Source organism: Ensifer adhaerens (assembly GCF_000697965.2).
In the GTDB taxonomy this organism is placed as follows: domain Bacteria; phylum Pseudomonadota; class Alphaproteobacteria; order Rhizobiales; family Rhizobiaceae; genus Ensifer; species Ensifer adhaerens.
On sequence record NZ_CP015880.1, the window covers coordinates 3077072 to 3092852 of the forward strand.

18 protein-coding genes are annotated in these 15781 nt (G+C 62.7%); 13 read left to right on the plus strand and 5 right to left on the minus strand.

Translation table 11 applies throughout. The features are described from left to right. The first annotated feature begins 71 nt into the window (after positions 1 to 71). Entirely contained in the window at positions 72 to 851 is a 780-nt protein-coding gene (locus tag FA04_RS15100; protein ID WP_034806126.1) for a sulfite exporter TauE/SafE family protein, read from the plus strand. Between the two features lie 100 nt (positions 852 to 951). Further along, entirely contained in the window at positions 952 to 1212 is a 261-nt protein-coding gene (locus tag FA04_RS15105; protein WP_034806124.1) for an ArsR/SmtB family transcription factor, read from the plus strand. A gap of 156 nt (positions 1213 to 1368) precedes the next feature. On the opposite strand, the gene FA04_RS15110 is transcribed toward FA04_RS15105, so the two are convergent. Continuing rightward, the gene (locus FA04_RS15110) at positions 1369 to 1542 is read right to left on the minus strand and encodes a YdcH family protein (protein WP_034806123.1); all 174 of its coding nucleotides are present in this window, start codon (positions 1540 to 1542) and stop codon (positions 1369 to 1371) included. Between the two features lie 213 nt (positions 1543 to 1755). On the opposite strand from FA04_RS15110, the gene FA04_RS15115 reads away from it, so the two are divergent. The 7 genes from FA04_RS15115 to FA04_RS15145 all read left to right on the plus strand — a co-directional run bounded on the left by FA04_RS15115 (position 1756) and on the right by FA04_RS15145 (position 6090). Further along, complete coding sequence (locus FA04_RS15115; protein WP_034806122.1) at positions 1756 to 1959, plus strand: YdcH family protein; 204 nt, start codon at positions 1756 to 1758, stop codon at positions 1957 to 1959. 54 nt (positions 1960 to 2013) lie between these two features. After that, the gene (gene purE, locus FA04_RS15120; RefSeq protein ID WP_034806641.1) at positions 2014 to 2478 is read left to right on the plus strand and encodes a 5-(carboxyamino)imidazole ribonucleotide mutase; all 465 of its coding nucleotides are present in this window, start codon (positions 2014 to 2016) and stop codon (positions 2476 to 2478) included. Continuing rightward, positions 2475 to 3530 (plus strand): 5-(carboxyamino)imidazole ribonucleotide synthase, encoded by a 1056-nt coding sequence (locus tag FA04_RS15125; RefSeq protein WP_034806121.1) that lies wholly within the window; start codon positions 2475 to 2477, stop codon positions 3528 to 3530. The genes purE and FA04_RS15125 overlap by 4 nt, the downstream gene beginning before the upstream one ends. Before the next feature lie 171 nt (positions 3531 to 3701). Further along, a complete protein-coding gene (gene ykgO, locus FA04_RS15130) occupies positions 3702 to 3827 on the plus strand; it encodes a type B 50S ribosomal protein L36 (protein WP_034806120.1) in 126 nt (41 codons plus the stop codon). A 78-nt stretch (positions 3828 to 3905) separates the two neighbouring features. After that, positions 3906 to 4520 (plus strand): tetratricopeptide repeat protein, encoded by a 615-nt coding sequence (locus FA04_RS15135; RefSeq protein ID WP_034806119.1) that lies wholly within the window; start codon positions 3906 to 3908, stop codon positions 4518 to 4520. After that, on the plus strand, positions 4501 to 5055 hold the full coding sequence (locus FA04_RS15140; RefSeq protein ID WP_156553005.1) for a lasso peptide biosynthesis protein: 555 nt from the start codon (positions 4501 to 4503) through the stop codon (positions 5053 to 5055). The genes FA04_RS15135 and FA04_RS15140 overlap by 20 nt, the downstream gene beginning before the upstream one ends. 30 nt (positions 5056 to 5085) lie before the next feature. Further along, positions 5086 to 6090 carry an alpha/beta fold hydrolase gene (locus FA04_RS15145; protein ID WP_051659726.1) on the plus strand — a complete coding sequence of 335 codons (1005 nt, stop codon included), beginning with the start codon at positions 5086 to 5088 and terminating at the stop codon, positions 6088 to 6090. 155 nt (positions 6091 to 6245) lie between these two features. Here the strand turns inward: FA04_RS15145 and pyk are convergent, their stop codons facing one another. Both pyk and FA04_RS15155 read right to left on the minus strand, forming a co-directional pair. After that, positions 6246 to 7685 carry a pyruvate kinase gene (pyk, locus tag FA04_RS15150; RefSeq protein ID WP_034806117.1) on the minus strand — a complete coding sequence of 480 codons (1440 nt, stop codon included), beginning with the start codon at positions 7683 to 7685 and terminating at the stop codon, positions 6246 to 6248. After that, positions 7685 to 8161 (minus strand): DUF1036 domain-containing protein, encoded by a 477-nt coding sequence (locus FA04_RS15155; protein WP_051659725.1) that lies wholly within the window; start codon positions 8159 to 8161, stop codon positions 7685 to 7687. Before FA04_RS15155 ends, pyk begins: the two co-directional genes overlap by 1 nt. 192 nt (positions 8162 to 8353) lie before the next feature. Between FA04_RS15155 and FA04_RS15160 the strand changes: the two genes are divergently transcribed. The 3 genes from FA04_RS15160 to FA04_RS15170 all read left to right on the plus strand — a co-directional run bounded on the left by FA04_RS15160 (position 8354) and on the right by FA04_RS15170 (position 9964). After that, positions 8354 to 9163 carry an N-formylglutamate amidohydrolase gene (locus tag FA04_RS15160; protein ID WP_034806115.1) on the plus strand — a complete coding sequence of 270 codons (810 nt, stop codon included), beginning with the start codon at positions 8354 to 8356 and terminating at the stop codon, positions 9161 to 9163. Continuing rightward, positions 9160 to 9468: a DUF1244 domain-containing protein gene (locus FA04_RS15165; RefSeq protein ID WP_034806113.1), complete on the plus strand. Its 309-nt coding sequence runs from the start codon at positions 9160 to 9162 to the stop codon at positions 9466 to 9468. The genes FA04_RS15160 and FA04_RS15165 overlap by 4 nt, the downstream gene beginning before the upstream one ends. A 232-nt stretch (positions 9469 to 9700) precedes the next feature. Further along, positions 9701 to 9964, plus strand: a complete 264-nt coding sequence (locus FA04_RS15170; RefSeq protein ID WP_034806111.1) for a DUF2312 domain-containing protein — start codon at positions 9701 to 9703, stop codon at positions 9962 to 9964. Positions 9965 to 10134: 170 nt separating this feature from the next. Here the strand turns inward: FA04_RS15170 and FA04_RS15175 are convergent, their stop codons facing one another. Continuing rightward, positions 10135 to 11991: a peptidoglycan L,D-endopeptidase MepK gene (locus FA04_RS15175; protein ID WP_034806108.1), complete on the minus strand. Its 1857-nt coding sequence runs from the start codon at positions 11989 to 11991 to the stop codon at positions 10135 to 10137. Positions 11992 to 12171: 180 nt separating this feature from the next. After that, complete coding sequence (locus tag FA04_RS15180; protein ID WP_034806104.1) at positions 12172 to 13716, minus strand: sigma-54-dependent transcriptional regulator; 1545 nt, start codon at positions 13714 to 13716, stop codon at positions 12172 to 12174. A gap of 187 nt (positions 13717 to 13903) precedes the next feature. Between FA04_RS15180 and FA04_RS15185 the strand changes: the two genes are divergently transcribed. Beyond that, positions 13904 to 15763, plus strand: a complete 1860-nt coding sequence (locus FA04_RS15185) for a M3 family oligoendopeptidase (protein ID WP_034806631.1) — start codon at positions 13904 to 13906, stop codon at positions 15761 to 15763. Positions 15764 to 15781: the final 18 nt, after the last annotated feature.

Consider the following 15781-nt stretch of genomic DNA (forward strand, 5'->3'; position numbering starts at 1 on the left):
CGCGAAACCAGCGCTCGATTTCATTTCCGAAAACCGATAGACGGAGACTGCAAAAGGATCAACAGCCACCCATGCTTCCGGATCTCGACTTCTACCTTATCGCCATCCCGGCCGTTCTGCTTGTCGGCCTCAGCAAGGGCGGCATGGGGGAAGCACTTTCGCTCATGGGTGTACCGATATTGTCGATGGCGGTGTCGCCCGTCCAGGCCGCCGCCCTTCTCCTGCCGATCCTGATCGCGATGGATCTTGTATCGCTCTGGATGTGGCGCAAGCATGGCGACCGCAAGACCCTTTTCATGCTTTTGCCCGGCGCCATTGCCGGCATCGTCATCGGCTGGGCAACCTCCGCCTATGTCTCGCGTGACCTGCTCCGCCTGATCATCGGCCTGATCACCGTGCTCTTCGTGCTTCGCTACGTCTACAACATCTGGCGCATGCGCCTCGGCATCACCATCGCGCCGAAGACGCAGCGGGCCGGGCCGGCGGCGCTTTGGGGCTCGTTCGCCGGCTATGGCAGCTTCGTTGCGCATGCCGGCGGCCCGCCCTTCCAGATCTACGCGCTGCCACTGCAGCTCGACCCGCGCGAATATACCGGCACGATCGTGCGCTTCTTCGCGATCCTGAACGCGGTGAAGCTCATTCCCTATTTCGCGCTCGGGCAACTCGACCTCAGCAACCTGAAAATCTCGGCGACACTCTTTCCGCTGGCGATCGTCGCGACCGTGTGCGGCGCCTTTATCGTTCGCCGCATGAAGCCGCAGATCTTCTACCCCTTCATGTATAGCATGGCCTTCATCGCGGGCTCGAAGCTGCTCTGGGACGGTATCGTCGGCCTCGCTGCGGGCGGCTGAGCCGCCACCCAAGTATTACGGAAATATTGCAAAGCAAAATTAGCGTTTCGCACCGCACAAAATTCTTGCTGCCTTGCAAAAATTCGCCTAACGTCCGCCCATGACGATCGCGGACCCTTTCGATGCCATTGCGGACCCGAACCGGCGCCACCTGCTGGAGGAATTGCGGCGCGCGCCGAAAACCGTGAACGAGCTGGCCGAAGGCTTGCCGATCAGCCGTCCGGCCGTATCGCAGCACCTGAAAGCCTTGCTGGACTGCAATTTGGTCTCGGTCTCGGCGAGCGGCACGCGGCGGATCTATGCGATCAACCGGCCGGGGTTTGACCGCCTCAACCTCTGGCTCGACCAGTTCTGGTCTTGAGCTTGGAAGCGACGACCCGGAAAACAAGAGGACCGGGCGTCAAGCCCGGCCCGAAATTCCGTATATTCCACTGTGGGGGATTGGTTCTAAACCTTGTTGCGCCTACTCAGAGGGGAGATGGCGCTTCCCGATGGTTCTGGGAAATACCGTTGATAATCAGTGAGTCGAGGAGCGAAGCCTTTCGATTTCGTCCTTGATGCGCAGCTTCCTTCGCTTGATATCGGTAATCAGTTCGTCTTCCACGGACGGCTGATTCATCGCTACGTGGAGCTCCTGCTCCAGGGCGCCATGTTTTTTCTCAAGCGTTGCAAGATGAGCCTCAACAGTCATTTGGCAGTCCCTTCCTTTTGCTTGCATCCGGCACGCAAATGCCGGATGTTTCATGGTTGTAACCTTACTACTGTGCCATGCCATTTTTCATTTGTCGAAGGCGAAATGATGACGAGGGATAACTTCCCGTTACCGCCCAAGATGTGATAGAGCGGCGCATGAAATTCCGGTTCGAGGAGGACTTCGCAACCGGGCTGATGGGGATCGCTTTGCATGCCGGACCAGGACCAGGCCGAACTCAGACTGACCGCCGCGCGGCTGAGGCAGGAACATGAAGACTATGATGCTGCCATCAACGCCATGATCGAGACCGGCTGCGACGCGCTCAGAGTGCAGCGCATGAAGAAGAAGAAGCTGGCGATCAAGGACAAGATCAGCAAGATCGAAGACCAGATCATTCCCGATATCATCGCCTGAACGCGGAACAGGACAGACGTGATCGACACCACGACCCCACCCGTCGCCATCATCATGGGAAGCCAGTCGGACTGGGAGACGATGAAGAACGCCGCCGATACGCTCGACGCGCTCGACATTCCCTATGAGGCACGCATCGTTTCGGCCCATCGCACGCCCGATCGGCTGGTCAGCTTCGCCAAGGGCGCCCGCGACGAGGGCTTCAAGGTCATCATCGCCGGTGCCGGAGGTGCAGCGCATCTGCCCGGCATGTGTGCCTCGATGACGCCGCTGCCGGTCTTCGGCGTCCCCGTGCAGTCGAAGGCGCTTTCCGGCCAGGACAGCCTGCTGTCGATTGTCCAGATGCCGGCCGGCATCCCGGTCGGAACGCTGGCGATCGGCCGCGCCGGTGCCGTCAACGCAGCCCTCCTTGCCGCAGCCGTCCTTGCGCTTGGCGACGAGGACCTCGCCGACCGGCTCGACGACTGGCGCGAACAGCAGACCATTGCCGTTGCCGAGTATCCGGTGGACGAGGCATGACCACCATCGGCATTATCGGCGGCGGCCAGCTCGGCCGCATGCTGGCGATGGCAGCCGCCCGACTGAACTTCCGCACGGTCATCCTCGAGCCGCAGGTCGACTGTCCGGCTGCCCAGGTCGCAAACGACCAGATCATCGCTGCCTATGACGACGAAGCCGCGCTCGGAAAGCTTGCTGAAGTCAGCGACATCATCACCTACGAATTCGAGAACGTTCCGGTCGCGGCTGCCGAGCGACTGGCGGCAAAACGCCCCGTCTTCCCGCCACCGAAAGCGCTGGAAGTCGCGCAGGACCGCCTCACCGAGAAACGCTTCATCAACGGCTGCGGCATTGCCACGGCGCGCTTCCATGCCGTCGACAGCCAGGCCGACCTTGAAGCGGCCCTTGCGGATTTCGGCGGGACCGGCGTGCTGAAAACCCGTCGCCTCGGCTATGACGGCAAGGGACAGCGCGTCTTCCGCTCGACGGCAGACGGCCCGGCGGGCGCTTTCGCAGCACTCGGCGGCGTACCGCTGATCCTCGAAAGCTTCGTGCCCTTCGAGCGCGAAATCTCGATCATCGCAGCCCGCGCGCCCGATGGCGCCGTTGCCTGTTTCGATCCGGCGGAAAACGTGCATCGCAACGGCATCCTCCATACCTCGATGGTCCCGGCAGAGATCGGTGCTGCGGCCGGCGAAGCGGCACGGGTTGCCGCCAAGGCGATCCTCGATGCGCTCGGCTATGTCGGCGTCATCGGCGTCGAGTTCTTCGTGCTCGCCGACGGCAGCCTGATCGTCAACGAGATGGCGCCCCGCGTGCACAATTCCGGCCACTGGACGGAAGCTGCCTGCGTCGTCTCGCAGTTCGAGCAGCATATCCGTGCCGTCGCCGGACTGCCGCTCGGCAATCCGCGTCGCCATTCGGACTGCGTCATGCAGAACCTGATCGGCGACGACCTCGACACGGTCCCCGCATGGCTTGCCGAGGATGACGTGCTGGTGCACCTCTACGGCAAGACCGAGGCCCGCGCCGGCCGCAAGATGGGCCACGTCACGCGGCTCGTCCGCGGCTGAGGACCATAGAAATGCGGGGCAAGACACCAAAATGGGGCGTCTTGTGGTTGACACACCAGGGGTGACACGGTATTTGCCATCCCACCTTAAAGGAGCGCGCTCACGGGCGCGCTTTTGATTGTTAGAGATACCGGGCGAATTTTCATTCCCCGAAACCTGCGGATCAGGAAAATGAAGATCAAGAATTCGCTCAAGTCGCTCAAGACCCGCCACCGCGAAAACCGTCTGGTTCGTCGCAAGGGCCGCATCTACATCATCAACAAGTCCAACCCGCGCTTCAAGGCTCGTCAGGGCTGAGACCCGACAGGGGACTTGGGGACAGCGCTCAAGCGATGTCCCAGAATTGATTTTGAAGTTATTCCGTGGCGAGCTAACATGCTCGCCATGCGAGTTTTTATACCCTTGATTCTGGCGTGTTCCGCCCTGCTCGCCACCTCCACGGGAGCTGGCAATGTTTCCTTCGCGGCGGAAGCCTCGACCCAACCGGAAGCAACCAGCCTCACCACCCCGAAGCAGCGCCTCGACACCCTGTTCGCCGACCTGAAAAAGGAGCGCGACCCCGACAAGGCACGCGAGCTCTCCAACCAGATCCGCATCGAGTGGCAGGATTCCGGCAGCGCCACCGTCAACCTGCTGATGCAATGGGCCGACAAGGCGATCACCGACAACAAGCAGCCGGCCGCTCTCGATATCCTCGACCAGGTTATCGCCCTTGCACCCAATTATGTCGAAGGCTGGAACCGCCGCGCGACACTGCATTACGCGATGGGCAACTACCGGAAATCCATGTCGGACATCAATCGCGTGCTGTCGATCGAGCCCCGCCACTTTGGCGCACTTGCCGGCATGGCGGCAATCCTCGGCGCCTCCGGCAAGGATGAGCTTGCCATGCGTGCGTGGGAACAGTTCCTGGACATTTATCCCGCCGATCGCAAGGCGCAGGAACAACTGGGCGAACTTGCCGAGAAACTTGCCGGCAGCAAGACCTGACAACGCGCGTTCCAGTCGATTGCCAAGCCCGCCACCGCCCATCCTCTCCGACAGGACATCGCTTCTGAAGATCGCGACAGCCGCGCGCCATTTCATCGAACCGATCTGGATTGAATGGCATCGTCACGCCGGCGCGGACCGCCCCACGATCGCCTCGCAAGGCACCTGCGGCCGCACGAGCCTGTTCCTGCAGCGCGTCTTGAGCACCCAAGGCTTCAGCGCCGACTGGGTCTGCGGAACGCCGCGCAGCGGGCCGTTGGAGCCTGAAATCGGACCGTTCGGCTTCAACTGCGGGAAGAGCTGGCAAAGCCATGCCTGGGTCGAATGCGGCGATTTCATCGTCGACATCACAGCCGATCAATTCGGCGCGCCTCCAGTCCTCGTTGTCGATCGCACGGACAACCGCTACAACAAAGGCAACCGGGATGGGGCGCTGCCAGAGTTCGTACTGGCCCGCCGGCGCGCCGTGGACGACATCTGGCCGCAATGGCAAAGGATAAGTGCCGGTGGCCCCAAGGGTTCGCTTACGCCTTGAAAGCCGGGCGCCGGAAGACAAATAGAGACGATGTTCCCAGTTGCGCTCCTGTTCCTTGCACTGATACTCGCCGGCGTCGCCTACAGCCTCTGGCACGCGCGTAGCTTCGCCCGGCGCTTTCCCAATGTCGGCGAACTGATCGACATCGGCGGCTACCGCATGAACAGCGTACACCTGCCCGCCGGCGGACAAGCCGACCTCTTGCCCGTCGTCTTCATCCATGGCGCCAGCGGCAACCTGCTCGACCAGCTGCATGCCTTCGCACCGGCCCTTGACGGCCGCGCCGAGATGCTGTTCGTCGATCGCCCGGGCCACGGCTACTCGGAGCGCGGCGGGCCGGAAAACGACTTGCCGGACGGTCAGGCGGATGCGACCGCAAAGCTGATGGACAAGCGCGGCATCCGTCGCGCCGTGATCGTCGGCCACTCCTTCGGCGGCGCGATTGCAGCGAGCTTCGCCCTCAACCACCCGGACAAGACCGCCGGCCTCGTCCTGCTGGCGCCGGCGACCCATCCCTGGCCCGGCGGCATCGACTGGTATTACCGCCTGACGGCCCTGCCCTTCGTCGGCTGGCTCTTCGCCCACACGCTGGTGACGCCGCTTGGGCAGCGGCGCATCGAGGGCGGCACGCACTCGATCTTTTCGCCCAATCCACGGCCGGCCGACTACATCGACAAGACCGGCCCGCATCTCGTGCTGCGTCCCTCGACCTTCCTCAGCAATGCCCGCGACATCGCCAACCTGCACGCCTATCTGACCGCGACCGCGCCGCGCTACCGGGAGATCGCCGCACCGACGGTGATCATCACCGGCGACAGCGATGGCATCGTGCTGGCCGATATCCACTCACGCGGGCTGGCGCGCGATATCCCCGGCGCCGAGTTGCTCTGGATCGGCAATCTCGGCCATAAGCCCGACTATGTGGTCACTGATGTCATCGTCGCCGCGGTGGAGAAGCTGGCCGGCAAGCCCGGGGATCTGGATGCGGCAGTAAAGCGCGCCGAAGAAAGGCTTGCCGCCGCCAAGACACCCTGATCGTGCCAGGCCATCCGTTGGGGCCGCACCTCATCTGGCAGCCTTTCTCGGCGCGCCCGTTATCCCGCTAGCTGCCATCATCAACAAAACACGAAACCCCAGGAGCGGATCAGCGCTCCGGGGGTTTCGTTGCAGTCCGAAAAAGAGAGCGGGCGTCAGACGCCGCTCATGCCGTCCGAGCCGATATAGGCGATACGCAGCATGTTGGTCGCGCCAGGGGTACCGAGCGGCACGCCGGCCGAAATGATGATGCGTTCGCCCGGCTTGCCGAAGCCTTCCGAGGCAACGATGCGGCATGCGCGGTTGACCATGTCGTCGAGGTCTGTCGCATCCTCGGTGACGACGCAATGTAGGCCCCAGACGACCGAAAGGCGGCGCGCCGTCTGCACGATCGGCGACAGCGCGATGATCGGCACCTGCGGCCGCTCGCGGGCGGCGCGCAGACCCGTCGTACCCGACGAGGTGTAGCAGACGATGGCAGAGAGCCGCAGCGTCTCGGCGATCTGGTGGGCCGCAAGCGAAATCGCGTCGGCACCGGTGGCTTCCGGCGGCGTGCGCTGCGCGTAGATGATGCTGGAATAATGCGGGTCGCGCTCGACGTTGCTGGCGATCGACGCCATGGTCGAAACGGCTTCCACCGGATATTCGCCCGAGGCCGATTCTGCCGAAAGCATGACGGCGTCCGCACCTTCGAAGACGGCTGTCGCGACGTCGGAGACTTCGGCGCGCGTCGGGACCGGAGCCGAAATCATCGATTCCAGCATCTGGGTGGCGACCACTACCGGCTTGCCGGCGCGGCGACATGCACGCGTCAGCTGCTTCTGCAGGCCCGGCACCGATTCCAGCGGCATCTCGACGCCGAGGTCACCGCGGGCAACCATCAGTGCGTCGGAGAGCTCGATGATCTCGTCGATGCGGTCGAGCGCCTGCGGCTTTTCGATCTTCGACATCAGGCCGACGCGGCCGCGGGCGATCTTGCGAACCTCTGCCAGATCTTCCGGACGCTGCACGAAGGAGAGCGCCACCCAGTCGAATTCGCCGGTCGCCAGAACGGCGTCGAGGTCGGCACGATCCTTGTCGGTCAGTACGCCGACGGCAAGCAGCGTATCGGGCAGGCTGACGCCCTTGCGGTCGGAGATCTTCGTGCCGGCGACGACCGTCGTGACGATGCTCTTGCCATCGGTCTTTTCAGCCTTCAGGTGCAGCTTGCCGTCGTCGATCAGCAGGCGATGGCCGGGCTTGACCGCTTCGAGGATCTCCGGATGGGGCAGATAGACGCGGGTGTTGTCGCCAGGCACGTCCTTGTTGTCGAGCGTGAAGGTCTGGCCGACCTTCAGGTCCACCTTGCCTTCCGCGAACTTGCCGACGCGCAGCTTCGGTCCCTGCAGGTCGCCGAGGATGCCGATCGGCCGGCCACAGCGCGCCTCGACTGCGCGGATGCGCTGCACCAGCGTGCGCATCACGTCGTGGCTCGCATGGCTCATGTTGATGCGGAACAGATCGGCCCCGGCCTCGTGCAGCTTCTGGATCATCTGCTCGTCCGAAGACGCCGGTCCGAGCGTTGCGAGGATTTTGACTTTTCTGTTCCGCTTCATCAATTCTGGCTTTCCTGCGTGCCGGACGGATCCGAAAGCTGAACCATCCAGCTTCCCTGCCGTCCCGTGTCGTACTCTTTGAATCCCATGCGCTGGAAGCCGCGGGCGAAGCAGTCCTGCACGCCCGTGATTTTGAATTCGTTCTCGGCAACGCACATGTTGACGTCACCGGTCCAGCGGCCGCCACGGGCCGCATCTTCCGCGTAAAGATAATAATATCGTGACTGTAGCTCGCCCTCGATCAGGGTCGCGCAGGTGTTGGCAGGCACCTGCCACCAGCCTTCCGTCATCCAGCCGTCCTTGGCCCGGTAGCCGATGGCCACACCAACCAGTGTCTGGGTGCCGTTGCACACGCGGAAGTCGGCGCGTGCGTCGCTGGCGAAAAGAAATGAGCTTGATGTTGCCAGGAGAAACAGGAGGATGCCTCCCAGTGTCGTCAGCCCCGGCTTCGCTTTGGAAAAAGGATATCTGGACACGGTTTCCGATGGAACTCCGTTTTGATTTGCGTGGCACTTTCTTGCGACGGGCAGCCCCGAAAGTCAACGTAACTCTAATCGATTACAATCGGTAAATTGCTTTCGGATTTCGATAAACAGTTGCGTTTTTCTTGCGATTGACGCCCTCGCGTGCGATCAGCGAGACGGGGCGCTGAAACGGACTGGAACGGCATGCAACACTATTCTCCCTATGAGATTATCGAAGCCAAGCCCACAACCGGGCTCGTGCTCCTTGCCGATCACGCGATGAACCGGCTGCCTGCCGAGTATGGCAGTCTCGGCCTTCCCGCCGCGGCCTTCGAGCGGCACATCGCCTATGATATCGGTGTCGAAGCGCTCGTGCGGCGCGTGTCTGCGATGCTCGATGCGCCGGCCGTTCTCGGCTGCTTCTCGCGCTTGCTGATCGATCCCAATCGCGGCGAGGACGACCCGACGCTGATCATGCGGATTTCCGACGGAGCGATCATTCCGGGAAACCATCCCATCACCGAGCAGGAGTGGGAAAACCGGCTGAACCGGTTCCATCGTCCCTATCACCGCGCCGTCTCCGAGACGATCGGCCGAAGCGCCGAGGCGCATGGCGCAGCACCGCTGGTCATCTCCATCCATTCCTACACGCCGGCCTGGAAGGGCGTCGCCCGTCCCTGGCACGCCGCCGTCCTCTGGGACAGCGACGGCCGCGCCGTTCGGCCACTGATCGACAGGCTCGAGGCACCGGGCGATATCGTCGTCGGCAACAATGAACCCTATGACGGCGCGTTGCGCGGCGATACCATGTTCCGGCACTGCATGGTGCCGGGCATTTCGCATGCCCTGATCGAGGTGCGGCAGGATCTGATCGCCGACGCTGAAGGCGTTGCCGCCTGGGCCGAGCGGCTGGCGCCGATCCTCGCAAGCCTGAACGCCATGCCCGAACTGCATCGGTACGAGCGGCACATCTCGCGCACCGGCGCCTATGATGAAGAGGACGAGCGACCATGACCGAACTGACCCCGGAGCAACAGATCGCCTTCGAAGCCGCCGCCTTTCGCCGGCTGGTCAACCATCTGCGCGAGCGCAGCGATGTCCAGAACATCGACCTGATGAACCTCGCCGGCTTCTGCCGCAACTGCCTGTCCAATTGGTATCGCGAAGCCGCCGAACAGGCGGGCGTTCCGCTTGCCAAGGAGGAATCGCGCGAGATCATCTACGGCATGCCCTACGAGGAATGGCGCGAGCGCAACCAGAGGGAAGCATCCGCAGAACAAAAGGCGGCGTTCGAGCTCAACCGGCCCAAAGCTGAGTGAGGAAAGGCGTGTGCGGGTTTCCGCGGCATTCCACTCTAACTCGTAAGCCGCTTGAAAATGATGGCTGGATCGAGCCGACGCAAACCGTCGTGATCAAAGGAATAAGGGTCGTTTCGCCCGCCTCTGCCACGGAAATGACCGCGTTGTTGCGCAATCACCCTTGACCTTGGCGGCCGTTCGCGGCACGTCACGGCACCCAAGAAATTCCATTCCCCCTATCAAGGAGAAGACCATGTCGGATGCTCACGGCGTCGCACGCGATCAGCTTCGTGCTTTCATCGAACGGATCGAACGCCTGGAAGAAGAAAAGAAGACCATCGCCGACGACATCAAGGACGTCTATGGCGAAGCCAAGTCCACAGGTTTCGACGCCAAGATCCTGCGCAAGGTCATTTCGATCCGCAAGCAGGACCACGACGAGCGCATGGAACAGGAAGCGATCCTCGACACCTACCTCCAGGCGCTCGGCATGGTGCCGGCAGCCGACGAGGAATAAGCAAGCCTTTTTGAAGGCCGCCTGTCGGCGGCCTTCGCCTTCCGCGCGTGAACGCCGGCAGCAGAGGCTCTCAATGCAGCCGGGAGCCGACATAAGGCGAAGACAGAATGCAGATACGAAAAAGCCCGCCAGGTCGGCGGGCTTTTTCGTGTCTATGGTTTGGTGGAAGCTCAGTTGGTGCTGAACTTCTTCACTTCCATGAAGTTGACGGCATTGCCGCTGAACCGGGCCGTGTCGACGTTTGGTCCGGCGCTGCTGGAGAAGCCGGCGGCATAGACTGTCGTCGGAGCAGTACGCAGAGACTTGCTGACGAAGCGCGGCGCCTTCACCGGCTTGGAAAGCGTTGCGACGCGGCCGGTCGAAAGCGCCCATTCGGAAATGATCTTCTGGGTCAGCTTCGGCTCGGCGCGCACCGATGAGCGGGTCGCGGCATCGGCGTCGTTCTTCTTCGGTCGGCCGCCCTTGGCCGGAGCTTCCGCCTGCGTGTCGAAGGCGCTGTCGAAGATCGCGGCGCGCGCATTTGTACCCGACTGCGGCGCATAGGCTGCCATCTCGATCGGCTGCGGCTGGGCAACCGGCTGACGTTCAGCTGGCGTCGGCTGGGCAAGCGCGACACGGGTCTTGGCTTCAGCCGCCACGTCGCGCGGCGGTTCGGCGGATGCCACGACCGGGCGCTCCGCGAAGGAGGGGATCACGACCTGTGCATCGGCAACGGCGGCAAGCGCCGCGTCACCCGCGGGCCGCACGGCCGGAACCGGCACGAAACCGAGCGCCTGCATGTCCGGCTCGGCATCGGCGGATGCGACGAGCGTGTTCATGTCGCGGCGGTCAAGCATTTGCGGCACAGGAACCTTCATCGAGCCGAGGTCGGCAAATTCGCTCGGCATTTCCGAGGTTGGCGGCAGGGCGGCAGCAAGGGCTTCCTGCGCCGGGTTCTTCTCCGGCGCCACCAGGGCGACGGCTACGCCACCATCGGCAGGCGCTTGCTTGAAGGCAGGCCGCACCGCCGGGACCGGCGCATTGATGTTCTGTTCGGCAGCAACCGTCGGCTCGGCGGCGACAGAACCGGCGACGCCGGGCAGCGCTTCCTGAGCGGCGGGCGCGGCAGCCGTCTGCACCTTGGCAGCAGGAGCTGCGCCACCTTCATCGTCGGCACCGGGGCCGGCTGCGATTGCCGAGGGTTCTTCATCCTCGTCACCGCCGCCGCCAAAGAGCATGGCGAACAGGTTGCCGCGGCGCTTGCCGCTCGCCGTATCGCCCGGGCCCGTATCGCCGCCACCGGCGACCTGGATCGCCGACGCGCCGACGCGACGCTTGTAGTCGGCAACCGCCTGGTCATAACCCGGAAGCGGCTTGCCGTCGGACGGCAGATGCATGGTCTTGCCGTCGGGGAAGAGGCGCGCCAATTCGGCACGGCTCATGCGCGGCCAGGCGCGAACGCCACCGACATCCATATGGACGAAAGGCGAGCCGGAAGTCGGGTAGTAACCGACGCCGCCCACCTGGAATTTCACGCCGATTTCACGCAGCGTCTTCAGCTTCACATCCGGCAGATAGAAGTCCATCGCCTTACCGAGCATGTGCTGGCTCTTCTTGGCGACGCCCTTCGAACGCGAACGCAGCATGCCGTTGGTCGCCGGCGAACGATAGGCCGAAACGACGTGGATGTAATCGCGCGATCCGCTCTTCTGGTAGACTTCCCAGACGAGATCGAGCAGGCGCGGGTCCATCTTCGTCGGCTCGTTGCGACGCCAGTCGCGCAGGAAACGGTTGATTTCCTGCAGACCCTTGGCGTCGTAGCGGCCATTGCGCTTGAAGGTGATCTGCGCCTTTTCCTGAGTATGAATGAAATAGAGCTTCAGTGTCCGGGTCTGGCCTGCGGCCTCCACGGGAGGAGCAAAACCAGGCGTAACGAGGGCAGCCGCAAGAGCAACGGATGTCAGAACCTGCGGCACCCGGCGGGTGACCGCCGCGCAGACTCTCGCTAAGGAGCCGAGCGGCTTCTTAAAACCGAACAAATTTGGCATTCAATCCCCGTCCGACGGACAACCGTGCTTCGCTGTCTCAGATGACTGTCAAATAAGGTGACAGCATGGCAAATTTGCCACAGTCGTCACCGCCCCTTATAATATAGTGAATACTTCACTAACAAGGTCTAAACGGCGGTGACTGAATAGCACGGCTAATGAATCGTGAATGCGTCGATTTTATGCCGCCTCTCTCAAAGGGTTATCGGGATCGATGCCATAATCCTTCAGCTTGCGGTAGAGGGTAGACCGGCCGATACCGAGCTTTCGGGCCACCTGACTCATCTGGCCGCGGTAGAATTTCAGCGCAAAACGAATCAATTCCTCCTCGACTTCGGCAAGCTTGCGCACGTCTCCGCCCTCGTCGACGCTGGCGATCGCATTCTCCATGCGCGGGTCGCTGGAGGCTTCCGCCTCCATGGATTTCGCCGCACTCGCGAAGTCTGGATAGACGCTTGATGCCGTCTCGCCGCCAGCCGGCGCCCGCTCCGGTCCGCCCTCGCCCCAGGAGAAGCCCGAACGATCGGAAACCACGTACCCGGGTATCTGAGTGGCGATCTGCGGGAAATCCTTCACCGTCAGTTCGTTGCCCTCGGCAAGCACGACGGCGCGGAAGATCGCGTTCTCGAGCTGGCGAATGTTGCCCGGCCAATCATAGGCGGTCAGAAGCGCGAGCGCGCCGCTCGATACCGTCAGCGGCTGGTTCAGCCGCTGCTCGGCGGCGAAGCGCTCGACGAAGGAGCGCACCAGCACCGGGATATCTTCCTTGCGTCGGCGAAGCGCCGGAATGGTGATCGGGAAAACATTGAGGCGGTAGTAGAGATCCTCGCGGAACCGCCCTTCGCGCACTTCGTTGATCAGGTCCTTATTGGTGGCCGAGATCAGCCGCACGTTCACCTTCTGCGGATGGCGCGCGCCGATCGTCTCGACCTCGCCCTGCTGAACCGCGCGCAGCAGCTTCACCTGAACCTCGAGCGGCAAGTCGCCAATCTCGTCGAGGAACAGGGTTCCTCCGTCCGCATCGACGAACTTGCCGGTGTGCTTTTCGGTCGCGCCGGTAAAGGCACCCTTTTCGTGACCGAAGAGAATGCTCTCGACCAGATTGTGCGGGATGGCGCCACAGTTGACGGTGATGAAGGGCTTGCCGACCCTGTCGCTTGCCGACTGGATGGCGCGCGCCACCATTTCCTTGCCGACGCCGGATTCGCCCTCGAGCACGATCGGGATGTTGGACTGCGCGGCGCGGCGTGCAAGGTCGATCACCCGGATCATCGCCGGGCTTGCCGAGACGATATCATCGAAGCCGACGGCGCCACCGCGCGGACGGCGCGAGGTTTTGACCTTGCCGTCACGGCTTGCCATTTTCAGCGCATTGCTGATGGCCACGGACAGCCGTTCCGGAGAGACCGGCTTGACCAGGAAGTCGAAGGCGCCGGCCTGCATCGCGTGCACCACGGTCTCGATGCCGCCCTGTCCGGTCTGGACGATGACCGGCGTGTCGACGCCGCGCTCGGCCAGCGCTTCGAGGAAGCCGTGGCCGTTCATTTCCGGCATCAGGAGATCGAGAAGGATGACATTGATCATGCCGCCCTTGCGCTCCAGCAGTTCCAGACCGCTGCGGCCGTTATCGGCGAGATGCGCCACATGACCGAGACGCTCGATCATGTTCGTCAGCAACCGGCGCTGCACCGGATCGTCATCAATGACCAGAATGTGTGATGTCACGGAAGCCTCCTGCTCTGGACACGCGGTACTCTTTGGCCAACCTCATGTGCCAAATCACGTCAGGCATCTGTGCCATAAAGGGCTGAACATCATGTTTTGAGAAATGCTTGCATTTTATCCATTGCCGGCGATAGCAATGGGGCCCATATCGCTGCCTCTTCCTGTCACGAACGAGAGAAATCCGACGATGACCTTCCGCCCCTTCGCCCCCGAGCAATTTGTTGTCCGCGCCGCCGCCGGCCAGAGCCATGGCGCCGCTGCCGACCTCGGTGACCTGCCCTCCTGGCGGCTGGAGGATCTTTATGCCTCCGCTTCCTCGGATGCGTTTCGCAACGATATGACGAAGGCCGATGCCGACGCGATCGCCTTCGAGACCAAGTGGAAGGGCAAGCTGGCCGAAGCGGCGACGAAGAGCGGCGAAGCCGGCATCGGCGCCGCCGTGCGGGAATTCGAAGCGCTCGAAGACATCATGGGCCGCATCGCGTCGTTTGCGGGCCTCACCTATTTTTCGGACACGTCCAAGCCGGAGAATGGCAAGCTTTACGGCGATGTGCAGTCGAAGCTCACCGACATGTCGGCGCATCTCCTGTTCTTCTCCCTGGAGCTGAACCGGATCGACGACGCGATCCTCGACAAGGCACTCGAAACAGACGCGCTCGCCGCCCATTACAAGCCCTGGCTGACCGACCTGCGCATGGACAAGCCCTATCAGCTCGACGACAAGCTGGAGCAGCTTTTCCTGGAAAAATCGATGACCGGTGCCGCCGCCTTCAACCGGCTGTTCGACGAGACTATGGCAAGCCTCACCTTCACTGTCGACGGTGAAGCGCTGCCGCTCGAGGTCACCCTGAACCTGCTGCAGGACCCGTCGAGCGACGTTCGCAAGAAGGCGGCGATGGCGCTGGCGGAAACCTTCAAGGCCAATATCCGCACCTTCACGCTGATCACCAACACGCTCGCCAAGGACAAGGAAATCTCCGACCGCTGGCGCGGCTTCAAGGATATTGCCGACAGCCGGCATCTGGCCAACCGCGTCGAGCGCGAGGTCGTCGATGCGCTCGCCGAAGCGGTCAAGTCCGCCTATCCGCGCCTGTCGCACCGCTACTATTCGCTGAAGGCAAAGTGGCTCGGCATGGAGCAGATGGATTTCTGGGACCGCAACGCGCCGCTGCCGGAAACGCCGAACGCGCTGATCTCCTGGGACGAGGCCAAGGACACGGTGCTCTCCGCGTATAATGCCTTCGCGCCGGAAATGGCTGATATCGCCCGCCGTTTCTTCGATGAGCGCTGGATCGACGCGCCGGTGCGGCCCGGCAAGGCGCCGGGCGCCTTCGCCCACCCGACGGTGCCGTCGGCTCACCCCTATGTGCTCGTCAACTACATGGGCAAGCCGCGCGACGTGATGACGCTCGCCCACGAGCTCGGCCACGGCGTGCACCAGGTGCTTGCCGGCGGACAGGGCGCGTTGATGGCCTCGACGCCGCTGACGCTCGCCGAAACCGCGTCTGTCTTCGGCGAGATGCTGACCTTCCGCGCGCTTCTCGACCAGACGAAGGACAAGCGCGAGCGCAAGGCCATGCTCTCCCAGAAGGTCGAGGACATGATCAACACGGTCGTGCGCCAGATCGCCTTCTACGAGTTCGAGCGCAAGGTGCACACCGCGCGGAAGGAAGGCGAGCTGACGGCCGACGATATCGGTAAGCTGTGGCTGTCGGTGCAGAACGAGAGCCTTGGCCCGGCCATCCGGATTTCCGAAGGCTACGAGACCTACTGGGCCTATATCCCGCACTTCATCCATTCGCCCTTCTACGTCTATGCCTATGCCTTCGGCGACTGCCTGGTGAACTCGCTCTACGCGGTCTACCAGAACGCCGAACAGGGCTTCCAGGACAAGTACTTCGAGCTTCTGAAGGCCGGCGGCACCAAGCACCATTCCGAACTGCTCGCCCCCTTCGGCCTCGATGCCACCGATCCGTCGTTCTGGGCACAGGGACTGTCGATGATCGAAGGGCTCATCGACGAACTCGAAGCGCTTGATAAGGCCTGATCCGGACAAGGGTCCGGA

What these genes read in the sequence shown, in the direction of transcription:
- FA04_RS15175 (WP_034806108.1), bottom strand. Translation starts at nt 11,991, where the DNA reads ATGCCAAATTTGTTCGGTTTTAAGAAGCCGCTCGGCTCCTTAGCGAGA.
- FA04_RS15125 (WP_034806121.1), top strand. Translation starts at nt 2,475, where the DNA reads ATGACCACCATCGGCATTATCGGCGGCGGCCAGCTCGGCCGCATGCTG.
- FA04_RS15185 (WP_034806631.1), top strand. Translation starts at nt 13,904, where the DNA reads ATGACCTTCCGCCCCTTCGCCCCCGAGCAATTTGTTGTCCGCGCCGCC.
- purE (WP_034806641.1), top strand. Translation starts at nt 2,014, where the DNA reads ATGGGAAGCCAGTCGGACTGGGAGACGATGAAGAACGCCGCCGATACG.
- FA04_RS15145 (WP_051659726.1), top strand. Translation starts at nt 5,086, where the DNA reads ATGTTCCCAGTTGCGCTCCTGTTCCTTGCACTGATACTCGCCGGCGTC.
- FA04_RS15100 (WP_034806126.1), top strand. Translation starts at nt 72, where the DNA reads ATGCTTCCGGATCTCGACTTCTACCTTATCGCCATCCCGGCCGTTCTG.
- pyk (WP_034806117.1), bottom strand. Translation starts at nt 7,685, where the DNA reads ATGAAGCGGAACAGAAAAGTCAAAATCCTCGCAACGCTCGGACCGGCG.
- FA04_RS15165 (WP_034806113.1), top strand. Translation starts at nt 9,160, where the DNA reads ATGACCGAACTGACCCCGGAGCAACAGATCGCCTTCGAAGCCGCCGCC.
- FA04_RS15170 (WP_034806111.1), top strand. Translation starts at nt 9,701, where the DNA reads ATGTCGGATGCTCACGGCGTCGCACGCGATCAGCTTCGTGCTTTCATC.
- FA04_RS15110 (WP_034806123.1), bottom strand. Translation starts at nt 1,542, where the DNA reads ATGACTGTTGAGGCTCATCTTGCAACGCTTGAGAAAAAACATGGCGCC.
- FA04_RS15135 (WP_034806119.1), top strand. Translation starts at nt 3,906, where the DNA reads ATGCTCGCCATGCGAGTTTTTATACCCTTGATTCTGGCGTGTTCCGCC.
- FA04_RS15115 (WP_034806122.1), top strand. Translation starts at nt 1,756, where the DNA reads ATGCCGGACCAGGACCAGGCCGAACTCAGACTGACCGCCGCGCGGCTG.
- FA04_RS15105 (WP_034806124.1), top strand. Translation starts at nt 952, where the DNA reads ATGACGATCGCGGACCCTTTCGATGCCATTGCGGACCCGAACCGGCGC.
- FA04_RS15160 (WP_034806115.1), top strand. Translation starts at nt 8,354, where the DNA reads ATGCAACACTATTCTCCCTATGAGATTATCGAAGCCAAGCCCACAACC.
- ykgO (WP_034806120.1), top strand. Translation starts at nt 3,702, where the DNA reads ATGAAGATCAAGAATTCGCTCAAGTCGCTCAAGACCCGCCACCGCGAA.